Source organism: Thermithiobacillus plumbiphilus, assembly GCF_038070005.1.
Classification (GTDB): domain Bacteria; phylum Pseudomonadota; class Gammaproteobacteria; order Acidithiobacillales; family Thermithiobacillaceae; genus JBBPCO01.
In genome coordinates this window covers 203,988-223,786 of the sequence record NZ_JBBPCO010000002.1, presented here as the reverse complement: position 1 = coordinate 223,786, position 19,799 = coordinate 203,988, and the positions used below count along the sequence as shown (strand labels likewise).

The 19,799-nt window shown below is 54.9% G+C and carries 9 protein-coding genes; all 9 read right to left on the bottom strand.

The genetic code is table 11. From position 1 onward, the window contains the following. Positions 1-95 precede the first annotated feature (95 nt). On the bottom strand, positions 96-6,389 hold the full coding sequence (locus tag WOB96_RS03140) for a DUF4011 domain-containing protein (protein WP_341369819.1): 6,294 nt from the start codon (positions 6,387-6,389) through the stop codon (positions 96-98). A 191-nt stretch (positions 6,390-6,580) separates the two neighbouring features. Then, entirely contained in the window at positions 6,581-7,330 is a 750-nt protein-coding gene (locus tag WOB96_RS03135; protein ID WP_341369818.1) for a metallophosphoesterase, read from the bottom strand. 70 nt (positions 7,331-7,400) lie between these two features. Beyond that, positions 7,401-9,470, bottom strand: coding sequence for a BREX system Lon protease-like protein BrxL (brxL, locus tag WOB96_RS03130; RefSeq protein WP_341369817.1), 2,070 nt, complete (start codon positions 9,468-9,470; stop codon positions 7,401-7,403). Between the two features lie 14 nt (positions 9,471-9,484). Next, positions 9,485-11,983, bottom strand: a complete 2,499-nt coding sequence (gene pglZ / locus WOB96_RS03125; RefSeq protein WP_341369816.1) for a BREX-1 system phosphatase PglZ type A — start codon at positions 11,981-11,983, stop codon at positions 9,485-9,487. After that, positions 11,980-13,206, bottom strand: coding sequence for a Shedu immune nuclease family protein (locus WOB96_RS03120; protein ID WP_341369815.1), 1,227 nt, complete (start codon positions 13,204-13,206; stop codon positions 11,980-11,982). The genes pglZ and WOB96_RS03120 overlap by 4 nt, the downstream gene beginning before the upstream one ends. Next, complete coding sequence (locus WOB96_RS03115; RefSeq protein WP_341369814.1) at positions 13,199-14,320, bottom strand: PDDEXK nuclease domain-containing protein; 1,122 nt, start codon at positions 14,318-14,320, stop codon at positions 13,199-13,201. The genes WOB96_RS03120 and WOB96_RS03115 overlap by 8 nt, the downstream gene beginning before the upstream one ends. Then, complete coding sequence (pglX, locus tag WOB96_RS03110) at positions 14,317-17,847, bottom strand: BREX-1 system adenine-specific DNA-methyltransferase PglX (RefSeq protein ID WP_341369813.1); 3,531 nt, start codon at positions 17,845-17,847, stop codon at positions 14,317-14,319. The genes WOB96_RS03115 and pglX overlap by 4 nt, the downstream gene beginning before the upstream one ends. A 3-nt stretch (positions 17,848-17,850) precedes the next feature. After that, on the bottom strand, positions 17,851-18,402 hold the full coding sequence (locus WOB96_RS03105; RefSeq protein WP_341369812.1) for a hypothetical protein: 552 nt from the start codon (positions 18,400-18,402) through the stop codon (positions 17,851-17,853). Beyond that, positions 18,402-19,790, bottom strand: coding sequence for an AAA family ATPase (locus WOB96_RS03100; protein WP_341369811.1), 1,389 nt, complete (start codon positions 19,788-19,790; stop codon positions 18,402-18,404). The genes WOB96_RS03105 and WOB96_RS03100 overlap by 1 nt, the downstream gene beginning before the upstream one ends. Between the last annotated feature and the right edge of the window lie 9 nt (positions 19,791-19,799).

Here is a 19,799-nt window from a genome sequence, read left to right as displayed (position 1 = left end):
ATGTTCTGAAATACTGCTCCACTGCGATCGGAGCCGCCCCGACTTCACCCCTTTTCGAGTAGCAAAGCAGTTTTTGAGTCAGGTTGCCCCGCTAATCAGGCCAGTAGCTCTTCCTGCCTCTGAATCTTCACTACGCGCAACTGCTTGGCTTTGTGCCCGGGGATAATTAAGTCACCGACATCTCCCTGTGAAAGCCCCAACAGGGCTTGAGCCAATGGTGTCTGCTCATTGACGATGCCCATTCTCGCATTGCTCTCGCTATCTACGATCAGAACGGTATGCCTTTCGTTCTGATCGCCCACGAGGCAATATGTGACCCAGTCTCCTACTTCGACCAATAAATCGTCACTGCCGGATGGGGCCGCTTCGGTTTCCAACAGTTCATTAATAGCCAGTGTCGCCTCGTCCGCTTCGTCGGAATTGATTTCGTAATTCTCCTCTTCCTCCCAATCTAATGGATTCTCAACCGCGCAAGAGTGGCGGCGCTCTGCGAGGAAGTTTCGTAGTCGCTCAGTTTCCCTGCCCGGGTTATAGAACCAGTCTGTCGACCAAATGCGATGGATGCGGCCTTTCCAACCGAGTGATTCGAGAATCTCCTGGCGGATATGGTCGCGATCCCGTACAGAGAAACCGCTGTGATAGGTTGCCCCGTCACACTCGATGCCGGCCAGAAACTCCCCTGGTCTGTCAGGGTTTCGCACGGCCATGTCAATGAAGAACCCGGCCACCCCAAGCTGTGGCTTCACCTCGTAGCCAAGGGCCGTGATCACGTTGGCTACAGACACCTCGAAGTCACTATCTGGTTGACGCTCGCCTTCGTCGGTAGATACCAGCACACCGCGCTTAGCGAAGTCGAGATAATCACGTAATGCCTTGGTGCCCAAAGGGGTTCTCTCGTCAACAACGATATCCTCAGGTACCATGGACGTGAAAAGTTCAATTCTGCGCTTCGAACGCGTGAAGAGTACATTAAGCCGACGCCAGCCGTCCGGGCGACTGATCGGGCCAAAATTCTGCCGAACCTTATCCGTGCCGGGAGCTTTGCCAAATGTGGTGGAAATGAAAATCACATCGCGTTCGTCGCCCTGTACGCTTTCAAGGTTTTTGATGAAGAATGGCCAGCCCTCGGACTCCCAGCGGTCCATGAAGTCAGTTCCCTCATCAAAGGTCTTGAGCTTTTTGTCGAGCAACTCCTCGATGAGTTCGCGCTGGGTCTGATTGAGCGTCACTACACCAAGCGACTCGTCGGGCCGCTTGATCATGTGTTCGAGAACTGCATCGACCAGACGCTGGGCCTCCGGCACATTCTGACGATCCTTGTACGAACCACTCCTTACGTAGCGGTACTTCACCCCAAGTCCCGGGTTTTTGGCATAGGGCGAGGGGAAAACGATGAGGTTCTTATAGAAGTGATGATTCGAGAACGCTATAAGTGACTCGTGTTGCGAGCGGTAATGCCAGCGCAGGCTGCGCAAGGGCGTAAACAGCTGCTGGCAGATGTCGAGAATACTCTCCATGCCCGTGATGGCGGCCGGCGCATCCTCTTCGTCCTCGTCATCGCCTGAGTCTAGCATGCGGTCGAAGAAGCTAGTGGGTGGCAACTGTTTGGGATCGCCGACGACGACCAACTGTGAACCGCGAGCGACTGCCCCAAGGGCTTCCTCCGGCCGCAACTGGGATGCCTCGTCCATGACCACCAGATCAAACTTGAGGGAGCCCTGTTCGAGGTACTGGGCTACGGACAGTGGCCCCATCATGAAACAGGGTTTGAGCTCCTGCAAGGCGGTGCCCGCACGTTTCACTAACTGGCGGATCGGGATGTGTCTGCGCTGCTTGCTGATTTCGCGGCGCAACAAATGCATTTCAGTGAAGTCTCCGACGGTCATCCCGCGTTGCCCCTCTGGCACGCGCGTGCGCTTCTCAATCTGGCTGGCGAAGTCTTTGCCGGTGAGCGACACGATTTCGGCATCGAGGGACCGGTAGTCCGAGCGCGTCTTCTCATGGGCGCTTCCGTTGAACCGCGACAGCTCCGGGAATGCCTGATAAACCGCCCTTCCGATGGACTGATACGCGGCAAACTCGAAGGCGGTGGCTAACGAGGCAGAAGGCATCCGCCCGGATTCGAGGGCGGACACGAAGTCAGCCATTTCCTCCTGCCGGGCCTGCTGCCGGAGTGAGAGGTACTTCGACCATTGCAGCACCGATCCCGGGGCCCCGGCCACGGCGTCGAGTCGGGATCTTATTTCGGATGGAAGATCGCGCCCGGAACCCACGCGGGCTTGATTCTGCCACTCGTCCCATGCGAAGGATCCATAGGATGAGAGGCTTTCCATAATCTCCCGAGCCTTGCGGCAGCCCTCGTCAATTTCACGGTAAATGCGCCGCGCGTCGGCCAAGGCCTCGGGAGCGTCCTGCGCGAGCAGGCGGGCCCGGACAGCCGTCGGCAGTTCGAGGGAGCACACGGCTTCACCCCATCCGTGTGTAATCGAAAGGCGATCCAGGTCGGTGTCAGCCCCGTCGAAGACATCACCAAGCATCCGCCGCACCTCTTCCGATGCAGCGAAGCGTTTAAGGATAGAATGGGCTTCGGCCTCTTCGCTGGAGGCAGCGAAGACCTCGTTGGCGGAAACCCCGTTTCGGGCGAATGGAGTGATGCTTTCGAGGATTTTCCTCGCAGCCGCCGCGTCTTCCCGCGCGACGTCGGCCAGCGCGGACCAGTCGTCATACCGGCTCCAAACAGGAAGGGATGCGACCTGCGACCAAGCCGAGTCTAGCTTTAATTTAGCCTTTGCGAACGCATGCGCGATGGAAAGCGGGGATTCCTCTGGGGCGAAGGCGACGGCCTGCACGGCCGTTTCAGCGATGAGCGACACTTGAGCGACAATCGAAGGCAAAATCTCCGTCCAACGTCCACCGGACAGGTCTGCAAGCAGCCCAAGCTCCTCTCCGCCGGCCTCCCGCAGCGCCTTGTCGCCGCGCATTAGGAGGGCCAGATCGGAGGCGACCCTGTCCAGATCCGCTCGGGCTTCCATGAGACGCAGGGCGTCCTTGGGAGAGATGATCAAGTCGGCCCGGTCGGCGAAGAAACCAGAGACGATTTCGAGGTTCTTCACCGCCTTGCCAAGCGATTCCAGACCGGCATCCCAGCTGCGGGTCTTCGCCTCACGGAATCCTGCCACGTCCGCGCCGAGAATCTCGCGCACCACCGATTCCGCTCCCGCCAATATCCCCACATCGGTCTTCACAGACTCTGCCATGGTAGCCAGTTCCAAAACCCTGTCGGCCGGAATAATCGTCAGATTGACCTTGTCAACGAGTCCGGGGTATTCGACCAGCATCGCGTGACTCGACAGATACCAGTCATTGAGCCGGGCGATTTTGTCGGGATCGGTTTCAAGTCCGCGAAACAGTCCTCCGAAGCTCTCCTTGAGTTCAGTGTCGGAGACGAAGGAATTATTGGCCTCAATCCACGAAACCAGTCTGACCAGTTCTTCGGCACGTTTCCTGCCCGATATCTTGCGCTTTTCTTTGCACAGACCAGCGTGGAGTTTCTTGGCCTTGCGCCATTCCGCGTCGAAGAAGGCGAAGAACCCCTCCTTACGGCGCAGGGCAGCCACGGCCAACTTGATCTCGGCCGGAGCAGGAAGAGCGTCAAGATAGAAGACGGGATCAAACGCGGCCCTATCGGCCCTGTCCTTGGAGATCGCGGTTCGAATGTTTTCTATGTACTCGGCTGTTCTGGCTTGGCCGAAGGTCGAGCGGCGATATTCGAGCAAATCGGTCGGAGCGGCGGCGGCAACTCGTGCAACAGCAGAGATTTCCTCCACGGCACGCTGGGTCGCGTCAAAGCCGATGCCGAGCCGTTCGGCGACCAAGCGGCATCGGGCCAGTGCCTCGGAGCAGGCGGACGCCTCTGCAGCCAGCAGTGATTTGAGCTTTTGGATTTCCCCGGTAGATTTGTCGGCCAGTGCGAATGCCGAGAGACGGCGGGCCTCCGCCAAAGAAGCGGCATCAACCGGGGTTTCCTTGGCAAGGCCGGGAAGCCCGTCGGGATCAGCAAGCCGGGCCACGGAGTCCGGTGTGGAATCGAACGGAAGTCCGCGATGGGCGGCTATGGACCCGACCTTCGAAACGGCTTCGGAAAGGGACCTCGCCGCTTCGAGCACCGCCGCGGCGCGGGTAGCAATGGAACGAATCGGGTACGGGCCCAACGACTCCGGAGCTTTCGTGAGGTTCGCAAGAAAGGCGTCCAAGGCGACCTTGCCGGCCGGCCCGTATGGGGCAGCCGCGACAAGGGCTGCGGCATCAAATGTCTCCAGCGCCTTCTCGAGACGAGCGGTGGATTCCAGAGCTTCGCCGATGTCGACATCCAACAATGTGGAGGACAGCTTGCGCTTCTCAGCCAAATTTCTGGTCTCGTCCATCTTATCGGAGGAAAGCCTTTCACCGTCGGCCAGAACCTTCGATGCGGACTCGAAAAGCTGACGCGTCTTGGTCACGCCTGAAGCTACATCTGAGAGCAGCCGCGAACTTCGTTGCCCCTTTGGGTCGGACTCGGCATCGAACATCCGGGCCAGCAACGCCGGATCGGCCCCTTCGGGAACCGCCTGTGCCATATCCAGAACCGAACTAACCTTGTACGCCGAGGCCGCATCGGGCTGCTCCCTGAATCCGAAGAACTCCACGGCCTCCTCGGCGGCCACATCGGCTTTGACGGCATGCTCTAAAGCCTGGTGAATCGTCCTCGCTATGGCCTCATCGTCGGAGGGGGCTAGCGGATCGGGGCGGAATCCCCACCACGGGTGGTCGGAGTCAAACCGTCCGATGATGTCGTAAAGCTCCGCAAGACTGGCGAGTCGCGACCTGCGGGTCTCAATGTCATCGTGCGTCCACTGTGAGGCGTCAGGGAAGCCAATGGCGTTCACCTCAGCAGATAGATCGCCCAGTTCCTGTCTTCGCCGCTCCGCCGCCCAGAACACCTCATTGACCGTCAGTCCGAGTGCGTTGCCGACGCGGCTGCCCATCAGCTCGGCGTACCGGGCGAGTTCGCTCTTCTGGCGGTTTAGTGTGGCGAGCTTGGCCTGAAACTGTGGCGGTGCGGGGAATCGCCCCTCAATACGGGCTTGGATGTCCTCAAGGAACTTCTTCTTCTGCGTCTTGTGGGAATGCAGCTCAAGGCAGAAATGGCCTAGGCCGACTTGGTTTAGCCGGTGGCGCACCACCTCGAGGGCGGCCAGCTTCTCGGAGACGAACAGCACCTTCTTGCCATTGGAAAGAGCCGCCGCGATGATGTTGGTGATGGTCTGCGACTTGCCGGTGCCGGGAGGACCGTTAATGACCAGGCTTTTACCCGCGAGGACGTCAATGATCGCGCTATGTTGAGATGAGTCTGCGTCGTATATGAGGGGCTGCATAGCTTCCGGCCGTTCATCGATGCGGTAGTCCTCAGCGAGAAGTCCGCCGTCGCCGCCGCCCGAACAGCCAGAGAAAACGGACTTGATTAAGTCATGCTCAATGAGGCCGGGGTTTTTCTTGGTGTCGAGATCGGCCCATATCGCCAGCTTGCCGAAAGAAAGCATACCAAGAGTAATCTGACGACGTACCTTCCAGCGGCGCTTGTTCTTCACCGCCTGCTCGAAGAGCTGGAAATAGGTTTCAGGTTCGTCCTCTTCACTGAACTCAGGAATAGAGAGCATGAAGTCGCGGCGCAGTTTTTCCCGAAGGGTGTGATTCTCGGCTAGATCCTCACCATTGTGTTGGACGCTATACTGGTAGGTGCGCGTCTCCCTGTCGACCCCTCCCCGAACAAGGGTGACCGGAAGAGAAATTAGTGGAGCAAGCATCGGGCGTTCGGAATCCTCGCTGTCATAGAACTCCAGAAACCCAAAAACGAGAAACAGCATGTTGGTGCCTGTTTCCTCGATGGCAGTCTTGGCCTCGCTGGCAATCTTGCGCAACTGGCGTTCCAGATCGACTGGATAGAGCAGAGCCTGTATCCCATGCAAACGGTGCCCGTCGGCACCGGTTGGATTGGGTGGAAACTCAAACGATGTTGATATGCCGACACGAGCTGCGTGCAGCTTAGCCTCAGGTCGCTTCCCCTCGTAGGTGCCGGGCGGAGGCTCAGGGACGTATTTGAAAGAAACGGCTTTGCCGTCCACATACAGCCTGCCAAATACCAAGTTGATATTCGGCTCATCGGCGATTTGGATGCAGCGCCCCTTGGGGTGACGGTAGTTCAGCAACCGGTTGCGGGCCGACAGGTCAAGAAGGCGGGTTCTGAGCCTCTCGATTGCATCCCCCACGGAAATGCCGCCGGCAAATAGTTCACCGACAAGCGCGTCTGCATCGTTGGTCTGGTACTCACTGATTTGTTGTTCGTTTTCCATGCCCCACCCTTCGTTCCGGTTTGTAGAATCCCCAGATTTTCCGCTGCCGGAACCGCGTACACTTTTAGCTTTCATTCGACTAATCGAATTTTATCCTGACCTTACCCCGCCGAGTGTACCAGTGATAAGTTCGGATTGGGGCCATCTGTTGTTAGCTCCAGCATCAATGGTAGCCTGGTGAAGCCCCTCCCCTACACCGCCACCCAGCGCCTGGGATCGAACGCCGGGTTGCGATCCTGGGCGTTGCGGGTCAGGTAGCCATAGGGATTGCAGAGCACGCGCGTATCACCGATATGGTAATCCAGGCTCTGGTGCACATGCCCATGGATCCACAGGTCCGGACGGGTTGCCAGGATCAGGGCATCGAGATCACTGCAGTGACTACCGTCCTCATCCGCTGATTCGGCACTTTTGAAGCTCGGCGCGTGATGGGTGATCACCACCGTGGGTCCGGCATGCGGGATGCGCAGCCGGGTTTCGAGCCAGGCGCGGCTGGCCTGATGCCGCTGGATGACATCGGCGGGCTGCAGGCGGCGGTACTGGCTGCCAGCCCGGATCGTTCTGAAATCCGTGCTGTCGGTCTGGATGCCGGGCGACATCCTGCCGCGGGCATCGCGCAGGGCGCTCCAGAGGCTGGTTCCGAGGAAACGCACCGGCCCGAGGTGGATCTCATCCTGCTCCAGCAATCGCACATGCGCCAAACCAGCCAGGGCCTGGCGGTACTTGTCCAGAGCCTGGATGAAATGCCCGCCGTAGTGCTCGTGATTGCCGAGCACCTGCAAGGTCGGTCGCGGCGGCAGGGCGGCGAGCCACTGCGCCAGGCGCGCGGGCTTGCTGTGCAGGTCACCGGCCAGCACCAGCACGTCACCTGCCATATCCTCAGGCCTGAGCGGATCGGATCCGAACTCCAGGTGCAGATCAGAGGCATACTGGATCTTCATGGGCAAAATTCCAGCTCTAGACCATACGAATCCACGGAGGAGATGGTGGTTTTAGATTATTGCTGATCCGTCAATGGCCATTACCATATTCTCCGATCTTAATGAACGTCACCTCGAACGCCTTGCATGGGCGGTATTGCTGCAGTCGATTGGCGAAGGTGAAGGAATCGTTCATTTCGTAGTGCTGGAAGATGTCGAGGCCGCGATCCAGCGAGATTTTCCAGCCGTGGTCAGTCACAATGTGGCGAGCATGGATCGTGCCGGTACCGTCGAATTTCCAGGTGAAGTTCACGCCCACCGCTCTGGCGGACTCCTTCATCTTCTCGAAGTTTTCTTTCTGTTGCTCCCCTTTGAAATCGTCTTCCGTCGTCACCAGATGAACGGAGACCTCCTCATCCGAAGCCTTGTGCTTTACCACGGTCTCCAAAAATTCCATGAAGTTGCGCATCTGGTAAAACAGCCGGATGTACGGATCTGTGACTGTGATTGCAGCCGCTCCTTTGAGATAAAAACCGAAAAGCGTATCAAAGGAGAGACCCTTCTGGTTCTCTTGGAATATAAGGTGTTTTTCCTTGAGAACAGGTTCGACTGGAGCCAGTGGTCCGGATGGAACGGGCAGTGAGCCAGGTTGCGCAGGTTCCAAGGTTTCCCTGTCTTCACCCTCGGCGATGGCCTTGTTGTAATAGCTGGGGTATTCCTCCTCTTCGAGCGTGGTGACGGGCTTGGCCTGGCCGTCAGTGCCCAGATAGGTAAAGCGAACGTTACCGTAGGTAGAGTCGATTCGCATCAGTTGGTCTTTGACTCGCTTGCGCCCCTCAATCGCGAACCGCAGCAGCTCCTCGATCTCTTCCTCGGTCGCCCCTCCATGCGGGAAGAGAATCTTCATCAGGCCGGAGAATGTCTTGTTGATGCCATCGCGGTCCCGCGTCGAGATATCGGAGGAGAGGGAGAAGTGCTCCTTGTAGCGGTCCGAGTAATCGTGATTGCGCATCGAGCGAAGAATCTCAGCCAGGTAGTCCACCACAAATCCGTAGCCGCTGGAGAACATCTCACCCCGGATGATGTCGACCTCCCAGCCGGGGATGTAGAAGTGAATTCGGTCAAGAAATGCGGAGTCGTAGAACTTGTCGGGCAGCTCGCAAAACAGGTCCGAGTGCTTGAGCATGTAGGGCACGGTATGCTGGGTATTGCCCACGAACACCATGGATGCCTCCGCGCCCAGCGTCTCGACGCCCCGCGAGAAGGACTTGTTGGCCATGTAGTTCTTCATGATATCGACCAGAGCCTTGTCCACGCGCTTTTGCTTTCCGGCAAACTCGTCGAAGGCGACGCAATCCCAGTAGCCGACGAGGCCTATCTTTCCGGAAGAGTTGTTCACGAACAGCTTGGGAACCGTAACCTCGCCGCCGGAGATCAAGATGCCGTGAGGCGAGAACTCCGAGTAGATGTGAGATTTGCCGGTCCCTTTGGGGCCGAGTTCGATCAGGTTGTAGTTGCGTTCGCAAAACGGGATCAGGCGGACCAGCTGGGTCAGCTTGCTGCGCTTGCCGAACATCTCTGGGTTGAAGCCGATGCTTTGTACCAGCAGGTCGATCCACTCGTCAGTAGTGAATTGCTTGCGAGCCTCAACGTATCCTTCGAAATCGAAATGGGAGAGCTGGATCGGCTTGAGGGTCGACAGGATCCAGGGACTTGAGCCTTTGTCTTCGGTAAACTCATATTCCAGATCAGCAATGCACCACACTCCGCCGACCAGGAGCTTGGGGTGCTTTTTCACCGTTCCGGAATCAACAAGAACCTCTTTGATGCCCAGGTTGGAGAACTGCGCCTCATAGACATCCTTCTTGTCGTTCAGATCGACACTGATCTTGTCGATGACCTTGTAGCGCCCCTTTTCCTTGATATTTGAGCGGACTAATCCGGCTTCATTCCGGTGAACATAATGTTTGGCAAGAATCTCCTTGACTGTCTCGATACCGGTCTGGATGGTCGGCTCATCGCTGGTAGCGCAGTACTGACCGAGCAGGTATTCCAGCACGTAGGAGGGAACGATGGCGTTGCCCTTGACGGTCTTGACGAGATCCTTGCGGACAACGAGTCCCGGGAAATGTGTGTTGATTTTCTGGTCAAGCTCGTTCATCGGTCACCCGTCGTTTAAAAGTCGAAGTCGCTGGTAAATGAGCGCCGCATCAAGTACCGGAGTGACTTGTATTCCTTGTAATGTGAAGTCCCGGCATGTTTTTCCTCCAGTCGAAGAATGACCTCCTGGCCGTTGGCCTCGTCGGCCTTGCGGGTCAGCACAAAGCGTACCTGCAGCTCCCGCTCCCGGGGATTGTCCGAGCTCAGGTCAAAGGTCAGATCGTGGCTGTCGGAGATCAGATCGCCCCCCTCGGTGTAGATGCCCGCACGCAGCACACGCGGCTGGATCTTGTCCGTCACCGGCCCGGCCTGGTACATGGTCACCGCCAGTTGCCCGGACGTGATCACCGAACTGGCTCCACGCAGGATCTCCACCTCGACGGCGCTGACATCGCTCTGGCGCTTCTTGTTGATCTTGAGCACCGGGATCACCACTTCCTGCAACGATGCGCCACCATGAACAAAACGGCTGCCAGAGCCCTTCAGACGCAGCCGGTTGATCGACTTGGGAATCTGGACTTCGACCTCTCCGCAAAGGCCCAGTTGTTCAGAGGAGAAGCTGTGCAGGCTGGGTGACTCAGCAAGCCCCTTGCCGAGCACGAAGCGCCTGTCACGGTACAGAATCACCTCCCCCTTGACCTCCACACTGGCAAAGTCGCTCTCGTCCAGCGGACGATGCTGGTAGATGAAACCATGATCAGCGGTGACCAGAATATTGTTGGCATTCGCCGCCGTCAGCTTCTTCACCAGCCTGACGATATCGCCCAGTGTTTCCTCAGCCGCTTCAAAGGCTTGCCCCTCCGAATGCATCTTATCGCCAGTATGGTCTATGCGATTGTGGTAGATATAGAGCACGTCGTTGTTTTTCAGCAGTTCGCGGCTACCATCCCGTTCCAGCTGCATAAACTCCTCGGCGGTAATGGCTTCACCACGGCTATTCAGGGCCGCTTGCAGGATCTTGGTGCGATTGATTGTTCCTTGAGAACTTTGCCCATCCACCAGCACGGTGCCGGTTTCGTTGTCGGCAATCTCCAATGCCTTGTTAGGCAGAAGCGCCGCCATGCCAAGCTGGGTGTAGCTGGGCAGCATCGAAAGCGCCGGTTCCAGTTCGGCGCTATAACGGTCCTCCTGGCGGATGAGGCTCAGCAGTTCATCGCCGATCTCGTAGCGCATGGCATCGGAGATGATCACGCAGACCTTGTTATCCTTGCGCAGAAACGGCCGGACCCAGTGCTCGAAAAAATCCTTCTGCTTGCGCACGGGGAAGGCTTCCCACTTCGATGCCGCATCCACAAAGGTCTGAAAGCGGTCGCCCAGCTTCAGCAGGAAGTTGTTGGTATAGAGGTTTTCAATCTGCTCGGTCAGGCTGCCCATCAGCGACGCCTGTCCCGACATGCGCACATGATAAGTGAACTTGCGGTAGAGCTGATCGATCAGATACCAGAAACGGCAGTAACGCTGCACGCCTTCGGCCAAGCTATCCATGGCGAGCTGGGCCTCGCCCAAGGCGTGGATGAACTGGGCAGCGTGATCGACCGCTTCGTACAGATGCCGATATTCGCGATACCAGTGGCCCGCTCGCCGCTGGCGAACCCAGATCGCCACATCCCCGCTGGAGACCGTGCGGGTTGCCACCGCCCGCACCAGGTCACTGATGATCTTCTGATCAATCAGGCGGAAGTAATCCAGTTCAATCAAATCGCGGAAATCCCGTTTGGCCAGATCCTGCTCGATGCCAAGAATCTCGGCGCATTCTCCCGAGAGAGTCTCGAAGCCGCCTTCGAACAGGCGGCTGTCCTTCCAGCGCTTGAGAAACACCAAGGCATCGCCGGTCAGTTTCACCTGACCATCGGTGCCCATCGCGTAGCATGACTTGAAAAGCTCAATGGCGAAGTCACGGATGCCTGGCTCTTCGGACTTGTAACCGTAAAGGCGGGTCATCTGTTCCCAAAGAAAGCCGTCCAGGCTGCACCGGCCTATCAGTCTGACCTTCTCGTCCCGGCCATCGGCAAGCTCCTGCAGCAGGTTTTCCACCACCGCATCCATGCGCGGCTCGCTGCCAGTGCATACCGCCAACATCTTCAGACGAATCTGTCCGGCAGTGTCGTCCGCCTTCAGCAGCTTCTTGAGGGCGTCCTTGCGTTTGATCGCCTGGAAGAACTCCCCATGAGGTTGCACCACATCCGTGAACTCCAGGCCGAGCTCCAGTTCGGACAGCCAGATGGCCACCTGATCGGTGCGGAACTCTCCGTGGGCCAGCTGCACATCCAGCAGCCAGTTATCCAGATCGGCGGGCTGAGGCCCTTCGCGGTAGAGCAGGAATTTCTGTTCCGGTTGCTCGCGCAGCAGCCTGTATTTGATGCCGTACTCGTGGTTGATCAGCTCCAGCTTCTCGACGCCGGGAAGCTGAAGCGCCTCGAAGTCGTCGCGCAGTTCCTGCTTGGCGTCGTACCAGAAGACGATCCGGTGTCGGTCGAACAGTTTGTTCAAGGCTTGGGCAATGCGGTTGTTCATTGCGCACCTCTGTTAGAGCCATGGCGTTTCATCATTTCGATGATGTTTGCCACCCTGCGCAGCAGATCGTCGTAAGTCATGATGTCGAGCATATTGGCATATTTACGCCGGATGATTTCGAAGTCGAAACGCTGCTGCCCCACGAAATCATAGTCCCGTCCAAGCAGGATCATTGCCTTGGGATTCGTGATCTTCAGCTCTATTTCACTGGGTAGCTCAGCTTTGCGCTTGTGGTAGATTTCCTTTTCTCCCGCGTGCCCCCATTTGTTGAGGTGGAACAAATATTTTTCTGCCTGCATCACTGATCCAGCCAATTCTTTCTTTGGTGTATGGTTATCTCGATAGGTGCTGGAAGACACCAGTGCATTTGAAAAGGGCTTCTTAACTTCAATGAGGTCAATCGCACCGTTGGCATCAACCAGCATCAGATCAATGTAACGATCAGTGGCTTTACCAGCATTGGTGTAGAAATCTTTGATGTGGACATTTTCAAGCACGGCAATGTATTTAGGGAAAACAAACAGCAACAAGCCAATAATCTTCGTTTGCCAGTCCTTTTCGGTATAGCTATCCACATCAGCGAGCATGGATTCCAGTTCGGCATGAACATATTCGAACTTTTGCAACTCAAAGTTCGACACGATGCTTTCACGAGACTCGACAGGTAATTTCTTCCTGCGATTCAGGTGCTGATTCAGTTTTTTCTCTGCATCCGATATTGTCCTGAAATAGTCTTTGAGTATTCGTGCAATTCGGGTCCCGGCGTAATGGGTTAACTCAGTACTGGTTGGAAAAGTTCTCAGCAGAAGATCGAAGTCGTTTAATGGGATAGCTTGCTCACTTTCCCCTCCAACAATGATTGGCTCGTCAATGAGTTCATCTATTTTTCTAAATATGGAAATATCACGATATGCAACAAATGTTTTTGGCTCAATTTTCGTTTTTTCATGAAGGAACAGATCGTACTTAAGGCCAAGAATGTCTTTGCTGATTTTGTAGTAGCCGTTTTCCAAAACTCCCAGTGTGAAGACGCGCTCGTCATCCCCCGCCTCATCAGAAGCCGCTGCCTGCGTCAGCATCTCTTTGGAAGTAAAGGTAAAGGTACGGCGCAAGGTCACTCCGCCGTCATTGCGCAGTTTGTCATCGAGCCAACGCGCATCATTGGTTTGATCTGCTCGATAATTAAGCAAAAGCCGATTGCCCTGCTTGATAGGCTTAATCATCGGAGTCCTCTTGCGTTTCTTGCGGCTCCAACTGCTGCAAATCCTGTTCAATCTCCTCCACCGTCGGCAGCACGCCCTTAAGATTGTCGGGTAGGGTTTCCATCAGGATATATTCGCTGACGCCCATCGGCTTATTCATGTCGCGCAGGGCGAATTCCACCTCGATATTGTTCTTGTCCCGGCACAGCAACAGGCCGATGGTGGGCTGGTCGTCTTCGCGTTTGAGCATGCTGTCCACCGCCGACAGATAGAAGTTGAGCTTGCCGGTGTATTCGGGGATGAACTTGCGGTTTTTGAGCTCGACTACCACATAACACTTCAAGGTCACATGGTAGAAGAGCAGATCGATGTAGTAATCGGTATCACCGACTACCAGAGGGTACTGACGCCCGATAAAAGCGAACCCCTTGCCCAACTCCAACAAAAATTGGGTGATATGCTGGGTAAGCTGGCGCTCCACATCCCGTTCGTTATACGGGGTCGTCATGGTCATAAAGTCGAAGGTGTAAGGGTCTTTCAGGGTCTGCTGAGCCAGGTCCGACTGGGGCGCGGGCAGGGTGCGGTTAAAATTGGTCACTGCTTTGCCAGACCGATCGTACAACCTTGACTTGAGCTGCAACGCCAGCACATCGCGGCTCCAGCCCTGCTCGATGGCCTGCGCGAGGTAAAACCCGGCCTCGGCAAGGTCAGAGCACTTGCTAAAGATCTGAATGTGATGCCCCCAAGGAATCAACGCAATGCGTGGAGCAAGCTCAGCATCCACACCAGCCCAAGGCTCAAAGGCTAATTTGGCAACAGCCTGTTGCCAAATTGCCGGGTCACAGTAAAAGCGGAAAAAAGCCCGACAGTAGCGCAGATTCTTGGCGGAAAAGCCGCCCATATCTGGAAACGAGGCCTTCAGGTCTTTACTGAACGCATCAATAAAACCTGATCCCCACTGCGCCGTAGACTCCCGCTCGCTGATCTGAGCCCCAAGCTCGTAATACAGTGCAATCAGCTCGCTGTTCGCTGCCAGCGCGACCTTCATGCGCGCCGCGTGAATCCGGCTTTTGACAGACGCGAGCCAGTCGCGATAAGCCGCGCGCTGGGGCAATTCCATGTCAGAGGGGCTCAATCGTCCTCCTTGGCATCAAGTCCCGGAATCTTCTTCAAGGCAGCGCCGAATTTGGGGTAGTTGACCTTCACGCCGTCATCGAGGTCGATCTCCGCCTGACGGGTGGCCAGCGGGTAAAACACCTCGCGTTCGTACTCTTCCATCTCGGCGATCATCTTGCTGATCTTCTCGATCTCCTTCAACGCCTTGGTCTTCTCGCCCTGGCTGCTGCTGGCGCTGATGCTGACCGCCTCCAGATGATTCTTGTGCGAGGTGAGCTTGGTGCGGAATTCGCGCAGGTAGTCGTTCAAGACCACGCTGACCGTATCCGGGCGATAGCGGTGCATGTAGATGAGCGCGTTGAAGCTGCTCTTGGGGCTGGAGAACAGCCAATAGATGGGACGCTTTTTGTAGCGCCTTACATGGTCGGTGTAGAACTCGCAGAGAAAGTATTCACGGATGCTGTAATTGCGTTTTCCCTTGATGTTCAGCGCCTGCTCGACAAACTGAAGATTGGCCTCATAGTGTTCCTCTCCGAAGGCCACGCGCAGGAACTTGCGGAAGCGCTCGACGATATCGTCGGCGAACCAGTCGCCGTCGAGCATGGGAATGACATTGTCCTCATCGGCCGGAAAGCTGGGCTCAGGAACCCGCTTCAGGTAGTCCTCGATTGTCTCACCCTGGTTGGCCAGAATCAGCCCCGGCTTATCCAGCGCATAGCGGCCGAACATGCAGCCCACGGCATAGGAGACCAACTCCCGCATGGTGTCGGCCAGCAGCAGCGCCTCCAGCTCATCCTCACTCTTGTTGTTGCCGTAACGATAGTAGGGGTTGCAGGTCAGGGTGATTTCCTTGAGCGGCACTTCGGGCGTCAGCTCGTCCTGTAGGCCGTAGGCTTCGATGAAGATGTGATTGTTCTCTTCTTCCAGCCGCTGCATCTCCAACGTCATTTCCTGCCAGTGGGCGCGGAGTCTCTGATAAGTGGCCTTTAAGGTTGGCTGGCGGTAATCGGGATTCAGCAAAGGCATGCTTGTGAAGTCCCAGGAAGTTTCGTAGGAGCTCCAATCAGTTCGGGCAAGCGTGGTTGAGCGTTGAACCGTAGAAATTGTATCTACCAACACAGCCGGAATTGAGGAAAGATAGCCCGGATGTAAATTAAGCGTTGGATTCAAAATCGGCAAGAGCGATTCCGACACTTTGGAATTCAACAAGCCCGTCAAGTATTGAAGTGAGGTTTGATCCTTCGGCTGACACAAACCAGCAGCTGCATCAAACAGGAAGCCACTGCCATGGCTACGAAATCCATTCTTCGCCGATGTGACGACCGTCCAACAAACCGCAGGCTTAAATATATTGTGAAGGTTAAAATTGTGTGCCCATATGCGAGCACCAGACGGATGCAATGTATTCTGTAGGAGATCTCCGCCATTTTCCCAGTTGACTACTGCCTCCTCATTACCTGCCCATTTTCTATAGTCCCCACCCTTGGCATAAGGGAACCATTTTTTTTCTGATCTAATTGCATCATCTCTGGAAGATATATTAAACCCAACTCTTTGCCAGGAAACCTCGTACCACAGGCGCACATATGAATCATTCTTACCCGTGGCCATACCTATTCTAAAGTCACAGAATGTCGACAGGGGTCGCGAACGCCTAAAAATCTCTCTAAGGCTTGGACTGAGCCAATAGGCTATCGGCGTACCTGGGACAATCTCAAACTCTAGTGAAGATGCGCGATAGAACCAACCACAGTCTGGATTCCTGATGGCTTCCAGCATTCGAGGCCCTTGATTTACCGATCCTCGAAATTCAGAAAGCCTTATGAATCCACCTTCGAATTCGGGAAGGTGAGCATTTTCAACTGTGAAGGCACATATCGGCACAGTTGCTCCGTCAAATCCCGAGTACTCCAGTTGTACTAGAGATGTAAGTGTCTTTTTGCTAATCAAATAATTGCGCAACTTTTCATACGTTGAAATAAACATCCATACGAATGGCGACATGAAACCAAGCTGGCCTTTGGGAAGCGTTAGCTCAATGTTGCGGACGATAAAGGCAGAGAACAGATCAGATTTCACATCAGCGTAGTTGTCCTTGAGCCATGTGGCCATGCGGCCATTCATCCACTTGCCACCCATGTACGGCGGATTGGCAATCACCACATGGTATTTTGGACTCAGGTAATCGGCCTGCCGCAGGGCTTGCAGCACCTTCTGGTGAGTCATACTGATAAACAGCTGCCCCGAGACGTTCTTTGACTCCAGAATCCTGAGCATGCCGTCCACGTCGGTGACATATGGACGGATCAGGGAGCCAAAGTTGTCTGCCTCTTCGAACTGGCGCAGGGTAGTTTGCAGTGGCGCAGTGAACAGGTCGCGGCCGACAAAATCCATATAGCTCTTCAACTCGTCCTCATCGAAGTGGACGTTCTCCAGCACGCAGATGTTCGGCTTGACGCCCTTGTTGAAGAACCGGCGCTGCTTGGCGCGGGCCTTCATGGTCAGCGCAAATGCAGCCAGTTCCCCTGCGCGTTCGTCGATTTCGATGCCGTAGAGATTGTGAGTCAGGATCTTCTCCGGAATCTCGGCAGGATCAACGCCTTCCTCCTCATAGATGGCATAGAGCAGGTCAAAGGCATAGGTGAGCATGTGCCCGGAACCGCAGGCCGGGTCGCAGATCTTGATCTCCTCAGGCTTGGTGATGCGCAGGAATTCCGTCTCGGCCTGTTCGGGCTTGATGTAGTAGTCCATCTGCTCAATCAGCTTCGAACCGGGACGGTTGAGCAGCCACAGACGGCCGAGGGAGTTTTCCACCAGGTAGCGGACGATCCAGTGCGGTGTGAAGAGCTGGGTGGCGGCGGGAATGTTCTCGGGCGTGATCTTCTTGTTCTTCTTCAGACCATCGAACACCTCGTCCTTCTTCTCGGAGATGTAGAACTGGTAGAGCCAGCCGATCACCTCGACATCCTCGCAGGCATCCGGCGTCATCGCCTCGCGGGTATAGGCGAGGATGGAGTTGCCCGAGAGCAGGTCGTCTGGCATGAGCAGCTCGGTGTAGTCATTGATGCGCTGGAACAGGAACGGCATCGTCTTGTTCCAGAAGTTGCAGGCGGCCACCACCAGCAGGCGGTACGCTGCACCTTGCGGGTCTCGGCTGGGCGCTTTGCCGTCGAGCAGTGCGAAGATCTGCTGTCGGATCTTATCCGGCACCATTTCTTCGTCGATATGCCCCATTTTGGCTTCGGCCAGAATCTCTGGCTGGAACTGTCCGGGGTCGGCTGGAGAGACAATATTGACCCGGTTATAGCGGTTCACATCCATGAAGCGCAGGGCGCAGAAGCGGTTAAACCAGATATAGGCCACCCGTTCGATGACCTGGTCCTTGCCGTGCTCCTTGATCCCCTCTTCGAGCTTCCAAACAGCGTCTGGTCTTTCACGGCGGGCGAGGCTGTTCTCGGACAACACCAACTTGAGCTTGGTGGAGACCTGCTCCAGTAGGCTGCGTCTGGCGAATTGGGCGAATTTTTTTAGTTTTGAGGTTTCCACTAATTAGGCCCCCAAACCTGCAAGCTGGTTAAACTGAAGGTAATTAGGCCAGTCGATCTTCATCGCCCGATCTGGCGCATCATGACGTTCTGAAATTTTAGTGATACGCGTTTTCTTTTTTGAAATACTTGTATGCCCAATGCTGATGAAGCGGCTTTTATAGCCGTTCAGAAATTCATTCTCATTCCAGAAGACTTTGCCAACTTCCTGGCAGTATTTGACAAAACACTGCGACCCTAGCAATTGTTTGACAATTTGGCTCCATCCATCTTTTGTGCGCTTCATCTCGATGTAGATAATACATTTTTTCTCCGCGCTGATGATGACGTAATCAGCGCGTTTACATTCACCATTCCCCCCTTTAAAGACATCACCTGACGAACGAAATGCATCTACCTTGATAACAATTGCATCAACTGGCAAATTTCGAATAGTTACACTGGAATCTGGCGCTTGTGGCTCACTGAGCTTGACAAGCGGCTTGCCATACCCTTCTTCCTGTTGCACCAATGCAGCGCCTTTCATCATTTGAGAAAGAATATTCATATCCGGCATCACTCATCTCCTCCCCAAACGATTTCTTCCTGGATTCTATTCATATCGTCAATAGTTTGATCAAAGCTACGCGCCTCTATCCCAAGCTTGCTGTCAATGTCGGCTTCAACGAGTGTTTGACATCTTGTTTTGCGTTGCGCTCCATCCAGCTTAATGAGCGCTTCTTCTGCTATGTAGACTTTCACCATGTCAGAATTCAGCATTTCAGAAGCCTTGTAATGCTCACGTTCGGCAAGTGCCTTTAGCCGTTCCCCTCCCTGATTGAGCATAATCATGGTGTTTAGTTCTTTGATAATGTAGTCGCTGTGAGTCGTGATGAATACATTCACGCCGACATTTACTAACCGTGTGAAAAGACGAGCTACGCGCCTCTGATTTTCCGGATGGAGGTTCAGCTCCGGCTCATCAACCATAAGAAGATCGCCCGGAGTAGCCACGTGCCGAAGGTAGAACCCGATATCCAATAGTGATCGCACCGCACTTGAACTTTCATCCATAGTCAACCTGATGCGTTTACCCTTAGGGACGTAATAAAGCTCGTCGTTTTTCGTAACGAGATAGTCACCACCAATAATGTCAGTAAAGTCATTGAGTATTTCTGGATGTTCTTTAGCTATAAAACTATCCTTCTTGGCGAGCTCTTCAAGCTGGCGCGTAAAGTCAACATTTGACTTAACAGGCAGCGCGTAGTCGGTATAAACCTTTGAAAGCAACTCGAATGGATTTATGTCCTTTTCCATGGAGCTCATTTCTTCCAGTAGTCTGTTACGTGCGAAGTTGAGTTCATTCCTAAATATTGCTGCGCCAGTTCGTTCCGCACTGGCAATAAATGGATGAGGGAATAAATGTCCGAAAACTATATCCTTCAAGGTATCACCAATGATCCGGCTAATGACGTCCTGCGGTATTCTGACTTTCTCTTTCTCTACCAGCAGAGAAATCGTTACCAACGGTGAGTTCGCCATTTTCGAGATGGATAACAGCTGTGTTTTCGCTGCTCCCATTGTGCGTTCAAAGGTTGGGACCGGCTGAATTTCACTTGAGCCAAAATCAACGGAGAAGTGGCTGTCAGAGAAATGCTTATCCGATGACGCAAAAACGTGGGGCAGTTGCTCTGTAAAAGCCGCGCAGCCTTTCTTGAGTATTTCCTGCGCATTGCCAATATAGTCTTGGATATCCAGCTCAACGCTTCCTTCATTCAGGAGGCGGAGAACATCTCCATCCGGCACTTTGATTGAAAAGGCTTCTCGCCAAAAAGACAGGAAGCCAAACAACGCATAAGTGGCGTAGGTCTTTCCGGTATTATTTCCACCGCAGATTATCGTCAGTTCCCCGAGTGTGAACTCTGCCTGTTTTATAGCACCGAGATTCTTTATTGAAATCTTCATATCGCTGCT